We start from the raw sequence: 14,631 nt of genomic DNA, 5'->3' as shown, positions 1-14,631 counted from the left end.
CGGGTGAAGTTGACACAGTTGACACGGTCCAGAGGGAAGTCCGCTTCCCCGCAGGTTTGGCCTGCATTGCACTGATTTTAAGCGGTAATCAGCAAAACTGCGTCCAACACGCGGTGCGGAATAACAGACGCGCGTGTCTGTTATGATTTTGCCGCGCAAAGCGGGCTTGCCTCCCAGTCGAGAGGGCAGCGGGAGGGGCGGACCTGGTGCGGTCTTGATCGGAACAACAGTTCAAAGAGCGACGCGGTTCATGCGCGCTCTGAGGGTGTGTAGGAAAGGGGCTTGTAGCTGATGTGGTTGGTGGCAAGATCGTGTTGATGAGGTTTTTCGGGCCTCGGGACCGTAGATGCGTAAAGCTAGCTTTTCGCAATCATTGGAAATTTTTGTATGATTTTCTGTCGCGGAAATCTTAGAAAATCTGCAATTTTGGTGATATTGATTGCTGGAATCATGACTTCAATATTTATTCAGGAATTTATATTTTCAGATTATATCAAAAAAATTGATAAATTTATTTTAAAATCACCTGATAATGTGGCCAAATTCAGATTTTTTATTCCACTTATATTGTGGTTTGTATTTTCGGGATATTTCGTCACAATTTTATTATTATTATTTAATAACACAAATATATTTATAATAAATTCTCTAATTTTTCCAATTTTCCAAGTGATGTATTTTTTCAATCTTTATAACGACAATGCTGAGGTGGCTAGATTAGAATTTATAGGGTCTATGCCATTGATATTGAGTGCAGTGCTAATCTTTCTATTAAAATATTTTGCACGTCTTTTTCCAATAAAAAGCTGACCGTTGTGGTAATTTTCTGGATAGTGATGTCAATGCGTGCAGCGGCTTAGTGCTGCACTTGCCGTGGTTCCCAGCCAAGTATTGGGATGCAAGGGCGATGGCCCTTGCCCGCCGAAGGCTTGCTTTTCTATCACTCCGTCAGCGCTTCGCGCTGCCACCTCCCCATTTGCGTCTGCGACGAAAATGGGGAGGGGAAGGAGGGTTCAGCCTGCTGCGTTCGCCGCGCTCAAAATCGCGCGGACGCTGGCGGTGGCGACGTCTTCGTCGATGCCGACGCCCCAGATGACCTTGCCGTCCGGCCCGGTGCATTCGACATAGGCGGCGGCGCGGGCATCGCTGCCGGCCTGGAGGGCGTGTTCGGCGTAGTCGCGCACGTCGATGGTGATGCCGAAGCCGTCCTTGAGGGTGGCCACGACCGAGGAGATCAGGCCGTTGCCGCGGCCCGAGACCGAGCGGACTTCGCCGTCTACGGCGATCTTGCCGGCGAAGACGCGGGTGCCGTCGCCTGCGCGGGCTTCCTCGTAGTCGACGAGAGTGAAGCGCTGCTCTTCGCCGATGTGGTAGGTCTTCTGGAACACCGCCCAGATATCCGCCGCCTGCAGTTCGCGGCCGAGTTCGTCGGCGAGTTCCTGCACGTGGCGGGAGAAGTGCGCCTGCATCTTCTTGGGCAGCTTGAGGCCCTGATCCTGCTCAAGCACCCACGCGAAGCCGCCCTTGCCGCTCTGCGAATTGACGCGGATGACGGCTTCGTAGCTGCGGCCGAGATCGGCGGGATCGATGGGCAGGTAGGGGACCGCCCACATCTCGTCGTTCTGGACCTCGCGCGCGGCGAAGCCTTTCTTGATCGCGTCCTGATGGCTGCCCGAGAAGGCGGTGAACACGAGTTCGCCGCCATAGGGGTGGCGCGGGTGGACGGGGAGCTGGTTGCAGTATTCGACCGTCTGGATCACGTTGTCGATGTCAGAGAAGTCGAGGCCCGGATCGACGCCCTGCGTGTACATGTTGAGCGCGACGGTGACGAGGCAGCAGTTGCCGGTGCGTTCGCCGTTGCCGAAGAGGCAGCCCTCGACGCGGTCCGCGCCGGCCATGAGGCCGAGTTCGGCGGCAGCGACGCCGGTGCCGCGGTCGTTATGGGTGTGCAGCGAGATCACTGCGCGATCACGGTTGGGCAGGTTGCGGCAGAAGTATTCGATCTGGTCCGCATAGATGTTGGGCGTGGCGGCCTCGATCGTGGCGGGCAGATTGAGGATGATCGGCTTGTCGGTGGTCGGCTGGAGGATTTCCATCACCGCCTCGCAGCATTCGATGCTGAAATCGAGTTCGGCGGTGGAGAAGGTCTCCGGGCTATATTCGAAGTGCCAGTCCGTCTGCGGGAAGCGGGCTGCCTGATCGCGCAGGAAGGTGGCGCCGGCGCGGGCGATTTCCTTGATCTCGGCAGGTTCCATGCCGAACACGACCTTGCGCCACAGCGGCGAGACTGCGTTGTAGACATGGACAATGGCCTGCTTGGCGCCGGCGAGGCTTTCGAACGAGGTCTTGATCAGATCTTCGCGCGACTGGGTGAGCACCTGCACGAACACGTCATCGGGGATGCGGCCCTGATCGACGAGGCCACGAATGAAATCATATTCGGTGGCGCCGGCGCTGGGGAAGCCGACTTCGATTTCCTTGAGGCCGAGGCGGACGAGCAGATCGAAGAAGCGGGCCTTCTTTTCCGCGTCCATCGGATCGATCAGCGACTGGTTGCCATCGCGCATGTCGGTGGAGAGCCAGCGCGGGGCATGGGTGATCGTCCGGCTGGGCCACTGGCGGTTTTCCAGCGGAACCTGCGGGAAGGGGCGGTACTTGACCGAGGGATTCTTCAGCATGGACATGGGACTGCTTTCGGATCTGGCAATTGCGACTTCATGACGGAGAGACCCTTGGGCGCTAAAGGCGCGCCGGGCGGCCGCCTCGCTTCACGCCCAAGGGCGGATAAGTCGCAGGGTAAGGTCCAGAGCGCGGATCATGACTTTAGCCTATGGTGAAAGCCGCCGCGCTTGTCCAGAATGAAAGCATAAAGGGAGAGCGTAGATGTCTGAAGCTGTCGAGCCGTTTGCATACCGGGTGCCGCAGGAAGCGCTGGATGATCTGCATGCGCGGATCGACATGGCGCGCTGGCCGGAGCGGGAGGTGGTGGACGACTGGACGCAGGGGGTGCCGCTGGCGGCGCTGCAGGAACTCGTGCGCTATTGGCGGCATGAGTATGACTGGCGGAAATGCGAGAACTGGCTGAACGGGCTGGGGCTCTACACCACGACCATCGACGGCGTGGCGATCCGGTTCCTGCATGTGCGCTCTAAGCACGAGGGCGCCTCGCCGCTGATAATGACGCATGGGTGGCCGGGTTCGATCCTCGAGTTTCGAGGAGTGATCGATGCGCTGACCGATCCGGAAGCGCATGGCGGGACCGCAGCCGATGCGTTCCATCTGGTGATTCCGTGCCTGCCGGGCTTCGGACTTTCAGGAAAGCCCGAGCGGCATGGCTGGGGCGTCGAGAAGATCGCGCGAGCCTGGGGCGTGCTGATGGCGCGGCTGGGCTATGCGCAGTGGTTTGCGCAAGGGGGCGATTGGGGCGCGATCGTGACGAGCCAGATCGGCCAGCAGGCCGTGGAAGGCTGCGCGGGCATTCACGTCAACATGCCTATCGCGCGGCCGCTGCCAGAGGACATGGCCAACCCTTCGCCGGCGGAACTGAAGGCGCTGGGGGCGCTGAAGTACTATCAGGACTGGGATTCGGGCTATTCCAAGGAGCAATCCACCCGGCCGCAGACGATTGGCTATTCGCTGGTCGATTCGCCCGTGGGGCTGGCCGGCTGGATCTACGAGAAGATGTGGGCGTGGACCGACAACGACGGCATGCCCGAGAGCGCGCTGAGCCGCGATGCGATGCTCGACAACATCATGCTCTATTGGCTGCCGGCGGCGGGCGCTTCCTCCGCACGGCTCTACTGGGAGAGCTTTGGCAGCGCCGAGGCGGGCGATATCGCGATGCCGGTGGCGGTGAGCGCGTTCCCCAAGGAAGTGCTGCCGACGCCGCGCAAGTGGATGGAGCGGCGCTGTGCCAAGATCGTCCACTGGGGCGAGATGGCGAAGGGCGGGCATTTTGCCGCGTGGGAACAGCCCGCAGCCTTCGTGGGAGAGCTGCGGACTGCGTTTGCGCTGATGCGCTAGAGCCTACTTCTTCTCGAAGGCGATGGTGATTTCGAGCTTCACTTCGTCACCCACCAGCGGGGCGAAGAAGCCGAGGCCGAAATCGCTGCGCTTGATCGTGGATTCGCCGTGGAAGCCGATGGTCGGCGCCTTGTTGAAGAAATTGGTGCCTGCGCCGGCAAACCTTGCGGTGAAGGTAGCGGGCTTGGTGACGCCATTGAGCGTGAGGGTGCCCTCCACGGCGGCGCTCATGCCGTCGGCGCCGGGAGTGACCTTGGTCGAGGTAAACACGGCGTCTGGTGCGGCGGGGCCGAAGAAATCGGGCTTGGCACCATCGGCGCCGGGTTTGAGGAGGTGGCCGGTAAGGGCCTGATCGACGGTGACGACCTTGGAGACGGGGATCGTTGCGGTGAGCTTCGTGGCGGCGGGATTGGCCGGATCGAACGTCATCGAACCGCCGAGCTGGCCGAACAGACCGAAATAATCGTTGAAACCGAGATGGTTGACCCGCCAGGCGATCATCGAGTGGGTGGCATCGACGGTGTAGTTGCCGGCAGTGACGCGCGTTTTGTCGAGCGCGCCCGGAGGCGTGGCGGGAAGCTGCGAGAGCGACGGCGCAGCAAGTGCGGCAAGCACGACGGGCAGGACGAGCTTGGCGGCGTGGGGGAAGCGGGTCATGGACGGTCTCCGTGGGGAAGAGACCGCGAGGGCTGCCACAGCGGACGGCTCCATGGCAAGCGCGTCTCGATCAGCCGCAGCGCATCACGGTTATGCGCCCGTCGTCATCGATGATGACGTTGAGTCGCTGGGGGTCCTGATCGAGCGTGATGGGCTGCCCGGGCACGATCCAGCGGACCGGATGCGGGCGCGCGACCTGCCGGACGGTGCCGCGCACTTGCGGAACCGCGCGCGCGCCGATGAAGCGGGCGGTGAGAGAGAGGCTGCAAGTATCGGTGGTGGTCGTTTGTGCCTTCAGTGGCACGCCCACAGCGGCGTACAGCGGCAGCAATACAAGCGCCGTAACGCCATGATAGAACTTCATTTTTCTTGGGTTCCCCGATACTTCGAAAATGGAGGTATCCGGGAATAGGTAAATCTACAACTGCCGGTTGGCGGCTTTTGTATGTCGTTTGTCGAAGCGAGTGGGCTTCGAAGTCGGGAGGCGTCGGGGGGCGGACCCGGCAAGGCCCGCCCCCCGAACGTCAGCTCAGTTCTTGGCCTTGTCGACCAGCTTGTTGGCGCCGATCCACGGCATCATCGCGCGCAGCTGGGCACCGGTCTTCTCGATCGGGTGAGCAGCGGCGGCCTTGCGGCTGGCCTTGAGTTCCGGCTGGCCGGCGCGGTTGTCGAGCACGAAGTCCTTAACGAAGCGGCCCGACTGGATGTCAGCCAGAACGCGCTTCATTTCAGCCTTGGTCTCGTCGGTGATGATGCGCGGACCGGTCTTGATGTCGCCGTATTCGGCGGTGTTCGAGATCGAGTAGCGCATGTTGGCGATGCCGCCTTCATAGAGCAGGTCGACGATCAGTTTGGTTTCGTGGAGGCACTCGAAGTAGGCCATTTCCGGTGCGTAACCGGCTTCGACCAGCGTTTCGAACCCGGCCTGGATCAGGTGGGTGATGCCGCCGCAGAGCACGGCCTGCTCGCCGAACAGGTCGGTCTCGCACTCTTCCTTGAAGTTCGTCTCGATGATGCCCGAACGGCCGCCACCGACGCCCGACGCATAGGCGAGGCCGACATCATGCGCGTTGCCGGTCGCGTCCTGATGGACGGCGATGAGGCAGGGAACGCCGCCGCCGCGCACGTATTCGCTGCGGACGGTGTGGCCCGGGCCCTTGGGCGCGATCATGATCACGTCGATATCGGCGCGCGGCTCGATCAGGCCGAAGTGGACGTTAAGGCCATGCGCGAAGGCGAGCGCGGCGCCCGGCTTCATGTTGGCGTGGATGTCCTCTGCGTAGATCGCGGCCTGATGTTCGTCGGGCGCGAGGATCATGAGGATGTCGGCCCACGAAGCCGCTTCGGCGTTCGAGAGGACCTTGAAGCCCGCGGCTTCGGCCTTCTTGGCGGTGGCCGAACCGGCACGCAGCGCGATGGCGACGTCCTTGACGCCGCTGTCACGCAGGTTCTGCGCGTGGGCGTGGCCCTGCGAGCCATAGCCGAGCACGGCGATCTTCTTGTCCTTGATGAGGTTCAGATCGCAATCGGCGTCGTAATAGACCTTCATGGTATGCTTTCCTTGTTGCCGGATCGTCATACTGAACTTGGTTCAGCATCCATCCTGCCGCGCACACTGTGGTCTTCCGGGGAGGACCGTGCTTGCGGCGCGATGGACCCTGAAACAAGTTCAGGGTGACGGGGTGTTTGGTGGTTCGGTTGTGGTTGGGTCTCGAATGTCCGTGATTTCAAGCGGCTTCCGCGCCGCGGATCATGCCGACGATGCCGGTGCGGCCGACCTCGACGAGGCCGAGCTCCTTCATCAGGCTGACGAAGCTGTCGATCTTTTCCGGCGCGCCGGTCAGTTCGAAGACGAAGCTGGCGGTGGTGGTATCGACCACCTTGGCGCGGAACACATCGGCAAGCCGCAGCGCCTCGACGCGGTTCTCGCCTTTGCCCGCCACCTTGATGAGCGCGAGCTCGCGTTCGACGTATGGGCCGACTTCGGTGAGATCGACGACCTTGTGCACCGGCACGAGGCGTTCGAGTTGGGCGCGGATCTGGTCGATGATCTCGGGCGGGCCGTGCGTGACGATGGTGATGCGGCTGACATCGTGGCCATCGGTGATGTCGGCCACCGTCAGGCTGTCGATGTTGTAGCCGCGCGCGGTGAACAGGCCGGCGATCTTGGCGAGAATGCCCGCCTCGTTGTCGACGGTGATCGTGAGGACGTGGCGCTCGGCGGCGGCAATGGTGGTTTCGGCAGTCATGGTCCGGGCCTCCTCAAACCAGCGCCTTGGCGGCGTCGTCCATCGTGCCGGACACGGTGTCGCCGTAGAGGATCATGTCGGTGTGCGCCGCGCCCGAGGGGATCATCGGGTAGCAGTTCACTTCCTTGGCAACGAGGCAATCGACGAAGACCGGGCCGGGATGGTCGATCATCGCCTGAATGCCGGCATCAAGCTCGCTTTCGTCGGTGATGCGGATGCCCTTCCAGCCATAGGCTTCGGCAAGCTTCACGAAATCGGGGAGGCTATCCGAGTACGAGTTCGAATAGCGGCTCTCGTAGGTCAGCTCCTGCCACTGGCGGACCATGCCCATCCATTCGTTGTTGAGCACGAAGACCTTGACCGGCAGGCGGTACTGCGTGGCGGTGCCGAGTTCCTGGATGTTCATCTGGATCGAGGCATCGCCCGCGATGTCGATCACGAGGGCATCGGGGCAGCCGACTTGCGCGCCCACGGCGGCGGGCAGGCCATAGCCCATCGTGCCGAGGCCGCCCGAGGTGAGCCACTTGTTGGGGCCCATGAAGTGGAAGTACTGCGCCGCCCACATCTGGTGCTGGCCGACTTCCGTCGTGATGATCGGATCGTGCTGGCGGGTCAGGGCATAGAGCCGCTCGACCGCGTATTGCGGCATGATCGCTTCGCTGCGGTGCGGGTAGGCGAGGGACTCGCGGGCGCGCCAGCCATCGATGCGGGTGAACCATTCGGTGAGGTCTGCCGCTTCGTGCTCGGCTTCATGCCAGGCGGCGATCAGCTGTTTCAGAACCTTGGCGCAATCACCGACGATGGGGAGATCGGCACGCACGGTCTTGTTGATCGAGGCGCGGTCGATATCGATGTGGATGCGCTTGGAATTCGGCGAGAACGCATCGAGCCGGCCGGTCACGCGATCATCGAAGCGGGCGCCGATGGCGACGATGAGATCGGCGCGGTTCATGGCCATGTTGGCTTCGTAGGTGCCGTGCATGCCGAGCATGCCGAGCCACGCCGGGTGGTCTGCCGCGAAGGCGCCGAGGCCCATCAGCGTTGAGGTGACGGGCGCGCCGGTGAGCGCTTGCAACTCGCGCAGCAGGGCGGTCGCTTCCGGCCCCGAGTTGATGACGCCGCCTCCAGTGTAGAAGATCGGCGCCTGCGCGGCGGCGATCATCTGCACGGCCTGCGCGATATCCTCGCGCGAGCCTTCGATCTGCGGGTTGTAGCGCGTGCGGGTGTGAGCGGGCTTGCCCGTCCACGCCGCAAGGCCGATCTGGACGTCCTTGGGAATGTCGATCACGACCGGGCCGGGCCGGCCTTCGGTGGCGATGCGGAAGGCTTCCTCGACGATCTCGCCCAGCTGCTCGGGATCCTTCACGAGGTAGTTGTGCTTGGTGCAGTGGCGCGTGATGCCGACCGTGTCGCATTCCTGGAACGCGTCAGACCCGATCAGCGCGGTGGGCACCTGACCGGTGATGACGACGAGCGGGATCGAATCCATGAAGGCATCGGCAATGCCGGTGACCGCATTGGTCGCGCCCGGACCCGAGGTGACGAGCACCACGCCGGGCTTGCCGGTGGCGCGCGCATAGCCTTCGGCGGCGTGGGCCGCACCGGCTTCGTGGCGCACGAGAATGTGGCGGATCCGCTCATCACCGAACAGGGCATCGTAGATCGGCAGCACGGCACCACCGGGATAGCCGAACACGCATTCGACCCCCTGTGCGACCAGGCTTTCGACCAGGATTTCCGCGCCGCTGCGCTCGTTCTTCACGTGTCGTTCCTTTCCGGTCCGGTGTTCCCTGCTGGGCCTTGCCCCGGATGCCGCTGCGAAGGGGCGCGTTAGACCTGCCGCCCCGATCCTTCAAACCAAAAACTGCCGGAGAATGGGCGGATTCCCGCCAAACCCTGCAAAAAATGCGGCCCGGAGCAGAGGCATACTGCACCGGGCCAGGCGTGCCGCGGGTGGGACTGGAATCCTTACCCGGCGGTGATGCTGCGGTAGACGACATAAAATGCCATGTCAACCGCTAACCGCGTAATAATGCTTCAATCAGACTGTCTGGTGGGGAATTTTGCAACTCGATCCGTGGCCAGTCGGCTGGGGGTTGGTGCCTGAGCCAGGTGTATTGCCGCTTGGCATAGCGGCGGGTGGCTTGCTGGCCCGCGGCAATGGCTTCGGCTTCGCTGGACTTGCCCGCAAGGAAATCAGTGACTTCCGCCACCCCAATGGCGCGCATGACGGGCAGATCGGGATCGAGACGGCGGGCAAGCAGCGCTTCCACTTCGCCCAGCGCGCCGCCGTGCCACATCTGGGCGAAGCGGCGGTCGCAGCGTTCGTAGAGCCACGCACGCTCGGGCATGAGGACCAGCGGACGGAGCAAGACCGTGTGACCGATGCCGCCGCTGCGTGCTTCCTGCCAAACGCCAAGCGGGCGGCCGGTGGAGCGGATGACCTCAAGCGCGCGGGCCACGCGGGCGGTATCAGCAGGGCCGAGGGCGGCGGCGCGCGCCGGGTCTTCGCGGGAGAGGGCCGCATAGGCTTCGGCGACTGGCATGGCGCGGACAGCGGCGCGGACATCTGGATCGATGGGCGGAACCGGGGCGATGCCATCGAGCAGCGTGCGGATATAGAGGCCGGTGCCGCCGACGAGCACGGGAAGCGCGCCAGCGGCGTGGGCGGCGGCGATCTCGGCACGGGCGGCGGCGGCCCAGTCTGCGGCGGAGCAGGGGGCTGCGCCATCCCATGCGCCGAACAGGCAGTGGGGGACGCCGCGCATTTCAGCCTCGGTGGGGCGGGCGCTGAGGACGGCCAGATCGGCATAGACTTGCGCGCTGTCGGCGTTGATTACGACGGCCTTACCACCGGCGGCCTCGGCTGCAAGCGCGGTGCGTACGGCGAGATCGCTCTTGCCGCTCGCCGTCGGCCCTGCAATGAGCGCGAGCGGCGGCAGATCGGCCGCGCTTGAAGGGGAATTATCGGTGCTCATCGCACGGCTGATAGCAGAGCCCGAGACGCTTGGTGACAATCTTGCGCTCGCCATGGAGCATATCGAGGATGCGGGCTGGGAAGTGGCCGGCGCGGGCATGCTCGGCGAGTGTGACGACGTGCTCGAAATGGAGCTGATCGAGGAAGCCAAGGCACCTGACGTCGGCGCGGTGCGGCGTATTCTGGACCAGTGCTTCCCCACTTGCGACCTCCTGCTTTCCGCGCAGCCGATCGAGGTGCCGCGTCTGTTCGTGTCGGACATGGATTCGACGATGATCGGGCAGGAATGCATCGATGAACTCGCCGATTTTGCAGGCCTCAAGGAGCGGATCGCGGCGATTACCGAGCGGGCGATGCGCGGCGAACTCGATTTCGAGGCGGCGCTGCGCGAACGCGTGGGGCTGCTGAAGGGCCTTTCCGAAGGTGCGATCGCGCAGTGCCTCGAGGAGCGCATCCGCCCGATGGACGGCGCCCGGACGCTGGTGGCGACGCTGAAGGCGCAGGGCTGCCGGACGGTGCTGGTGACCGGCGGCTTCCATGCCTTCGCCGATCCGGTGGCGGAGCAGCTTGGCTTTGAACATGTCGTTGCCAATCGTCTTGCCGTCGAGGGTGGTGCGCTGACGGGCGACGTGATCGGCGGCATCGTCGACAGCACGATCAAGCGCAAGGTGCTGATCGACGAGGCGGCGCGGCTGGGTGAGGGCGTGGTGAGCCTTGCAACCGGCGACGGCGCGAATGACATTCCGATGCTCGAAGCGGCGACGCACGGCATTGCTTATCGCGCCAAGCCCAAGGCGCGCGCGGCGGCGGACGGGTGGATCGAGCGGGGAGATCTGACGTCGATCCTCGCGCTCTACGGGATTGCGCGCGAGAACTGGGTGGCGGCTTGACGCGATATTAACACTGGTGTTAGTACGGCGGCAGGACCTGATTCTGCGGAGATGCCGTGTGAACGCCCTTGTTGCCAATTTCGAAGCCGATACCTCGCGTGACTTTCTCAGCTTGCCGCTGTTCGACGAACGGCGCCCGCAGCTCAAGCTGCGTCCGGCCAAGGCGATGCATCACTTCCGCGAACTGCTGAAGAACAAGGAAAACACCGAAGAGGTGTTCTACATCTTCGAAGCGCTGCCCTGGCGGGATCTACGCAAGGCGGGCGAGCGCTTCCTGACCTCTGAACGGGGGATGGACATCCGCGTGAAGGAGCCGTTCCTGCCGACGATCCTCGATGACCATGCAGCGCTACGCAAGATGCCGGAAGGTTCGCTGGCGCACGCTTACTGCGACTTCATGGAGAAGGAAGGGCTCACCGCGCAGGGGCTGGTCGAGGAGTTCAACCGGTTCGCGGCGGACAAGCCGAAGTACAACGACCAGTTCCAGTGGTACATGAACCGCATGCGCGATGTGCATGATATGCTTCATGTTCTGACCGGCTATGGCCGCGACGCGTTGGGCGAGGCTTGCGTGCTGGCGTTCACCTACAGCCAGCAGCCGGCGCTGGCGCACCTGTTCATCGGCTATATGGCCGGGCTCAACATCGGCAAGCAGGTCAAAAGCAGCGCCCCGGTGCTGCGCGCGATCCGCGAGGCGCAAGGGCTGGGCAAGGCCTGCCCGCGCATTGCCGAGCAATCGATCACTGAACTGCTGCCGCTGCCGCTGCAGGAAGTGCGCCGCCGCCTGAACATCACGCCCGCGATGCACTACCGCGCCGCGCATGCGGTGTGGGGCTCAATGGGCGTCGATCCCTACGATCTGCTGGGGAAGAAGGCGGCTTAAGGCACTGTCCGTCTCGCTTTGCGATCCACCTCCCCGAGACAAGCTCGGGGAGGGATTTCCTCAGCCTTCCATCCAGTCCTTGAAGAAGGCCTCGTTCGCTTCGCGCAGGCTGGCGATTTCGACTGCAAAGCCCGGGCCGGTGACGGCGGTGCCGCCCGTCGTGCCGATGCGGATCATCGGAATGCCGGCGGCCTGGATCGTGTCCGCAACCGCGCTGGTCACGATGTAGCGGCCCTGATCCTCACCGAACGCGGTGAAGTGATCGCCGATTTCTTCGAGCTTGCAGCCGATGCCGCTGGCCATCGCCATTTCGGCGAGCGCCACGAGCAGGCCGCCGTCTGAGACGTCATGCACGGCGGAGACCTTGCCCTCGGCAATCAGTTTGCGGACGAATTCGCCGTGCGCGCGTTCGGCGGCGAGATCGACTGGCGGCGGGGCGCCTTCTTCGCGGCCGTGGACTTCACGCAGCCAGAGCGACTGGCCGAGGTGGCCGTTGCTGTGGCCGATCACGAAGATCGCCTCGCCTGCTGCCTTGAAGCCGATCTTGGCCATCGTTTCATGGTTTTCCATGAGGCCGACGCCGCCGATGGCGGGCGTGGGGAGGATGGCCGAGCCACCGCCGGTCGCCTTGCTTTCGTTGTAGAGCGAGACGTTGCCCGAGACGATCGGGTAGTCGAGCGCGCGGCAGGCATCGCCCATGCCGCGGAGCGCCTCGACGATCTGGGCCATGATTTCCGGCCGCTGGGGATTGGCGAAGTTGAGGCAGTTGGTGATCGCGAGCGGGGTCGCGCCGACCGCTGAGATGTTGCGGTAGGTTTCGGCCACCGCCTGCTTGCCGCCTTCATAAGGGTCAGCATAGCAGTAGCGGGGGGTGCAGTCGGTGCTCATGGCGAGCGCCTTCTGCGTGTTGTGGATGCGCACGACGGCAGCGTCGCCGCCCGACTTTTGCAGCGTGTCCGCGCCGACCTGCGAATCGTACTGCTCCCAGATCCAGCGGCGGCTGGCGAGATCGGGGCAGCCGATCAGCTTGAGGAGGTCCGCGCCGAGGTCTGCGCTGGCGGGCACGTCGCCCAAGGGCTTCACGCCGGCCCATGCCTTGTAGTCCGCAAGGCTCATCGCCGGGCGGTCATAGAGCGGGGCGTCTTCGGCGAGCGGGCCGAGCGGGATGTTGCAGACGGTCTCGCCCTGGAAGGTGAGGACCATGTTGCCGGTGTCGGTCACTTCACCGATCACCGCGAAATCGAGCTCCCACTTCTTGAAGATCGCCTCGGCCATGGCTTCCTTGCCGGGCTTCAGCACCATGAGCATGCGCTCCTGGCTTTCCGAGAGCATCATTTCATAGGGCGTCATGCCCTCTTCGCGGCAGGGCACCTTGTCCATGTCGAGCACGATGCCGGCCTTGCCGTTGGTCGCCATTTCGACCGACGAGGACGTGAGGCCCGCCGCGCCCATGTCCTGAATCGCGACGATGGCGTCGGTCGCCATGAGTTCGAGGCAGGCTTCGATGAGGAGCTTTTCGGTGAACGGATCGCCGACCTGCACGGTGGGGCGCTTTTCCTCGCTCTTCTCGTCGAAGTCCGCGCTTGCCATGGTCGCGCCGTGGATGCCGTCGCGCCCGGTCTTGGAGCCGACGTAGACGATGGGATTGCCGATGCCGGTGGCGGCGGAATAGAAGATCTTGTCCTGATCAGCGACGCCCACGGTCATCGCGTTGACGAGGATGTTGCCGTCATAGGCCTTGTGGAAATTGGTCTCGCCGCCAACGGTCGGCACGCCGACGCAGTTGCCGTAGCCACCGATGCCCGCGACGACGCCCTGCACGAGGTGCTTCATCTTGGGGTGATCGGGCCGGCCGAAGCGCAGCGCGTTCATGTTGGCAACGGGGCGCGCGCCCATCGTGAACACGTCGCGCAGGATGCCGCCCACGCCCGTCGCCGCGCCCTGATAGGGCTCGATGTACGAGGGGTGGTTGTGGCTTTCCATCTTGAAGATCGCGGCAAGCTTGGTGCCGTCCGGCCCATCGCCGATATCGATGACGCCCGCGTTCTCGCCGGGGCCGCAGATCACCCAAGGCGCCTCGGTCGGCAGCTTCTTGAGGTGGATGCGGCTCGACTTGTAGGAGCAGTGCTCCGACCACATCACCGAAAAGATACCGAGCTCGACAAGGTTCGGCTCGCGGCCCAGCGCGTGGAGCACGCGGGCATATTCTTCTTCGGACAGCCCGTGGGCGGCGACGGTTTCTGCAGTGATCTCGGCCATGGGTTGGCCCTTAGCCCCGTCGTGCGGGCAAGGCGAGTCTCAAGAGGCGCGCTTTGCCCGGGTTGATTGCACCCACACCGCAAGGAGAGCGATCACGGAGTAGGCAGCTAGCGCGGTGATCGGCTGGCTGGCGGTGACTTCGGTCGAGCGCGGGCCGAACCAGTCGATCGTCTGGCACAGGCCAAGGACCAGCGCGAGAACGGCGAGGGGAAGACGCTTCGGGCGGGCACTGGCGGCGTAGAAGGCAAGGCCGCCGAACGCTATGGCGAGTTCGAGCGGCTTTTCGATCATCGGCACGTTCCACAGGCCGATGCCGAGCAGCGGCGGCGATCCGGCAAGGGTGAGGTCTGGCCGGTGGACGAGCAGATCGACCAGCCAGTGCGAGACGACAGCCATCGCGGCGAGCGCGGCGGCAGCCGGGCGGCGCGTGAACAGCCAGACAATCGCTGCGAATCCGGCTGCCCAGACGCACGAGCCAAGAAGGCTGTGCGTATAAGGCATGTCGTAGAGATCGAGCCAGTTGCTGGCGGTGGCTCCGGGCACGAGGCGGAAATGTTCGATGCCGAGGAGGGCGAAGCTGAAGAAGCCGAAGTCGATCAGCTGCGTGCCGATCATCAGGACCGCGAGCGGCGGCGCCTTGCGGTGCGTGGCGGCGATGAAGGCAGGGGCGTAGTGGCCGATGAACATGGGGGC

12 protein-coding genes are annotated in these 14,631 nt (G+C 63.7%); 3 read left to right on the top strand and 9 right to left on the bottom strand.

The window, feature by feature from the left end:
* Positions 1-1,013: 1,013 nt before the first annotated feature.
* Complete coding sequence (gene leuA / locus NSE01_RS03250) at positions 1,014-2,684, bottom strand: 2-isopropylmalate synthase (RefSeq protein ID WP_147158200.1); 1,671 nt, start codon at positions 2,682-2,684, stop codon at positions 1,014-1,016.
* Between the two features lie 199 nt (positions 2,685-2,883).
* On the opposite strand from leuA, the gene NSE01_RS03245 reads away from it, so the two are divergent.
* Positions 2,884-4,023, top strand: coding sequence for an epoxide hydrolase family protein (locus tag NSE01_RS03245; protein WP_147158199.1), 1,140 nt, complete (start codon positions 2,884-2,886; stop codon positions 4,021-4,023).
* Between the two features lie 3 nt (positions 4,024-4,026).
* On the opposite strand, the gene NSE01_RS03240 is transcribed toward NSE01_RS03245, so the two are convergent.
* From NSE01_RS03240 to miaA, 6 genes are all read right to left on the bottom strand, one after another.
* Entirely contained in the window at positions 4,027-4,680 is a 654-nt protein-coding gene (locus tag NSE01_RS03240; RefSeq protein WP_147158198.1) for a YceI family protein, read from the bottom strand.
* Between the two features lie 70 nt (positions 4,681-4,750).
* Positions 4,751-5,044 carry an I78 family peptidase inhibitor gene (locus tag NSE01_RS03235; protein ID WP_147158197.1) on the bottom strand — a complete coding sequence of 98 codons (294 nt, stop codon included), beginning with the start codon at positions 5,042-5,044 and terminating at the stop codon, positions 4,751-4,753.
* A gap of 165 nt (positions 5,045-5,209) precedes the next feature.
* Positions 5,210-6,229 (bottom strand): ketol-acid reductoisomerase, encoded by a 1,020-nt coding sequence (ilvC, locus tag NSE01_RS03230; RefSeq protein WP_147158196.1) that lies wholly within the window; start codon positions 6,227-6,229, stop codon positions 5,210-5,212.
* Positions 6,230-6,407: 178 nt separating this feature from the next.
* The gene (gene ilvN, locus NSE01_RS03225; RefSeq protein WP_147158195.1) at positions 6,408-6,929 is read right to left on the bottom strand and encodes an acetolactate synthase small subunit; all 522 of its coding nucleotides are present in this window, start codon (positions 6,927-6,929) and stop codon (positions 6,408-6,410) included.
* A gap of 13 nt (positions 6,930-6,942) precedes the next feature.
* Positions 6,943-8,691: a biosynthetic-type acetolactate synthase large subunit gene (ilvB, locus tag NSE01_RS03220; protein ID WP_147158194.1), complete on the bottom strand. Its 1,749-nt coding sequence runs from the start codon at positions 8,689-8,691 to the stop codon at positions 6,943-6,945.
* A 256-nt stretch (positions 8,692-8,947) separates the two neighbouring features.
* Positions 8,948-9,907, bottom strand: coding sequence for a tRNA (adenosine(37)-N6)-dimethylallyltransferase MiaA (gene miaA, locus NSE01_RS03215; RefSeq protein ID WP_147158193.1), 960 nt, complete (start codon positions 9,905-9,907; stop codon positions 8,948-8,950).
* On the opposite strand from miaA, the gene serB reads away from it, so the two are divergent.
* Both serB and NSE01_RS03205 read left to right on the top strand, forming a co-directional pair.
* Positions 9,900-10,796, top strand: a complete 897-nt coding sequence (gene serB, locus NSE01_RS03210; protein WP_147158192.1) for a phosphoserine phosphatase SerB — start codon at positions 9,900-9,902, stop codon at positions 10,794-10,796. The two genes, miaA and serB, sit on opposite strands and share 8 nt — an antisense overlap.
* Before the next feature lie 58 nt (positions 10,797-10,854).
* Positions 10,855-11,679 (top strand): Coq4 family protein, encoded by an 825-nt coding sequence (locus NSE01_RS03205; RefSeq protein ID WP_246135005.1) that lies wholly within the window; start codon positions 10,855-10,857, stop codon positions 11,677-11,679.
* 60 nt (positions 11,680-11,739) lie between these two features.
* Here the strand turns inward: NSE01_RS03205 and purL are convergent, their stop codons facing one another.
* Both purL and NSE01_RS03195 read right to left on the bottom strand, forming a co-directional pair.
* Entirely contained in the window at positions 11,740-13,938 is a 2,199-nt protein-coding gene (gene purL, locus NSE01_RS03200; RefSeq protein ID WP_147158191.1) for a phosphoribosylformylglycinamidine synthase subunit PurL, read from the bottom strand.
* 39 nt (positions 13,939-13,977) lie between these two features.
* Positions 13,978-14,625, bottom strand: coding sequence for a hypothetical protein (locus NSE01_RS03195; protein ID WP_147158190.1), 648 nt, complete (start codon positions 14,623-14,625; stop codon positions 13,978-13,980).
* Positions 14,626-14,631: the final 6 nt, after the last annotated feature.

Source organism: Novosphingobium sediminis (assembly GCF_007991615.1).
Classification (GTDB): Bacteria; Pseudomonadota; Alphaproteobacteria; order Sphingomonadales; family Sphingomonadaceae; genus Novosphingobium; species Novosphingobium sediminis.
Note: the sequence above shows the minus strand (reverse complement) of the source record. Positions and strands in the feature narration are given on the sequence as shown.

Bases quoted from the DNA above. Each gene is read 5' to 3' on its own strand.
- leuA (WP_147158200.1), bottom strand. From the start codon at position 2,684: ATGTCCATGCTGAAGAATCCCTCGGTCAAGTACCGCCCCTTCCCGCAG.
- NSE01_RS03245 (WP_147158199.1), top strand. From the start codon at position 2,884: ATGTCTGAAGCTGTCGAGCCGTTTGCATACCGGGTGCCGCAGGAAGCG.
- NSE01_RS03240 (WP_147158198.1), bottom strand. From the start codon at position 4,680: ATGACCCGCTTCCCCCACGCCGCCAAGCTCGTCCTGCCCGTCGTGCTT.
- NSE01_RS03235 (WP_147158197.1), bottom strand. From the start codon at position 5,044: ATGAAGTTCTATCATGGCGTTACGGCGCTTGTATTGCTGCCGCTGTAC.
- ilvC (WP_147158196.1), bottom strand. From the start codon at position 6,229: ATGAAGGTCTATTACGACGCCGATTGCGATCTGAACCTCATCAAGGAC.
- ilvN (WP_147158195.1), bottom strand. From the start codon at position 6,929: ATGACTGCCGAAACCACCATTGCCGCCGCCGAGCGCCACGTCCTCACG.
- miaA (WP_147158193.1), bottom strand. From the start codon at position 9,907: ATGAGCACCGATAATTCCCCTTCAAGCGCGGCCGATCTGCCGCCGCTC.
- purL (WP_147158191.1), bottom strand. From the start codon at position 13,938: ATGGCCGAGATCACTGCAGAAACCGTCGCCGCCCACGGGCTGTCCGAA.
- NSE01_RS03195 (WP_147158190.1), bottom strand. From the start codon at position 14,625: ATGTTCATCGGCCACTACGCCCCTGCCTTCATCGCCGCCACGCACCGC.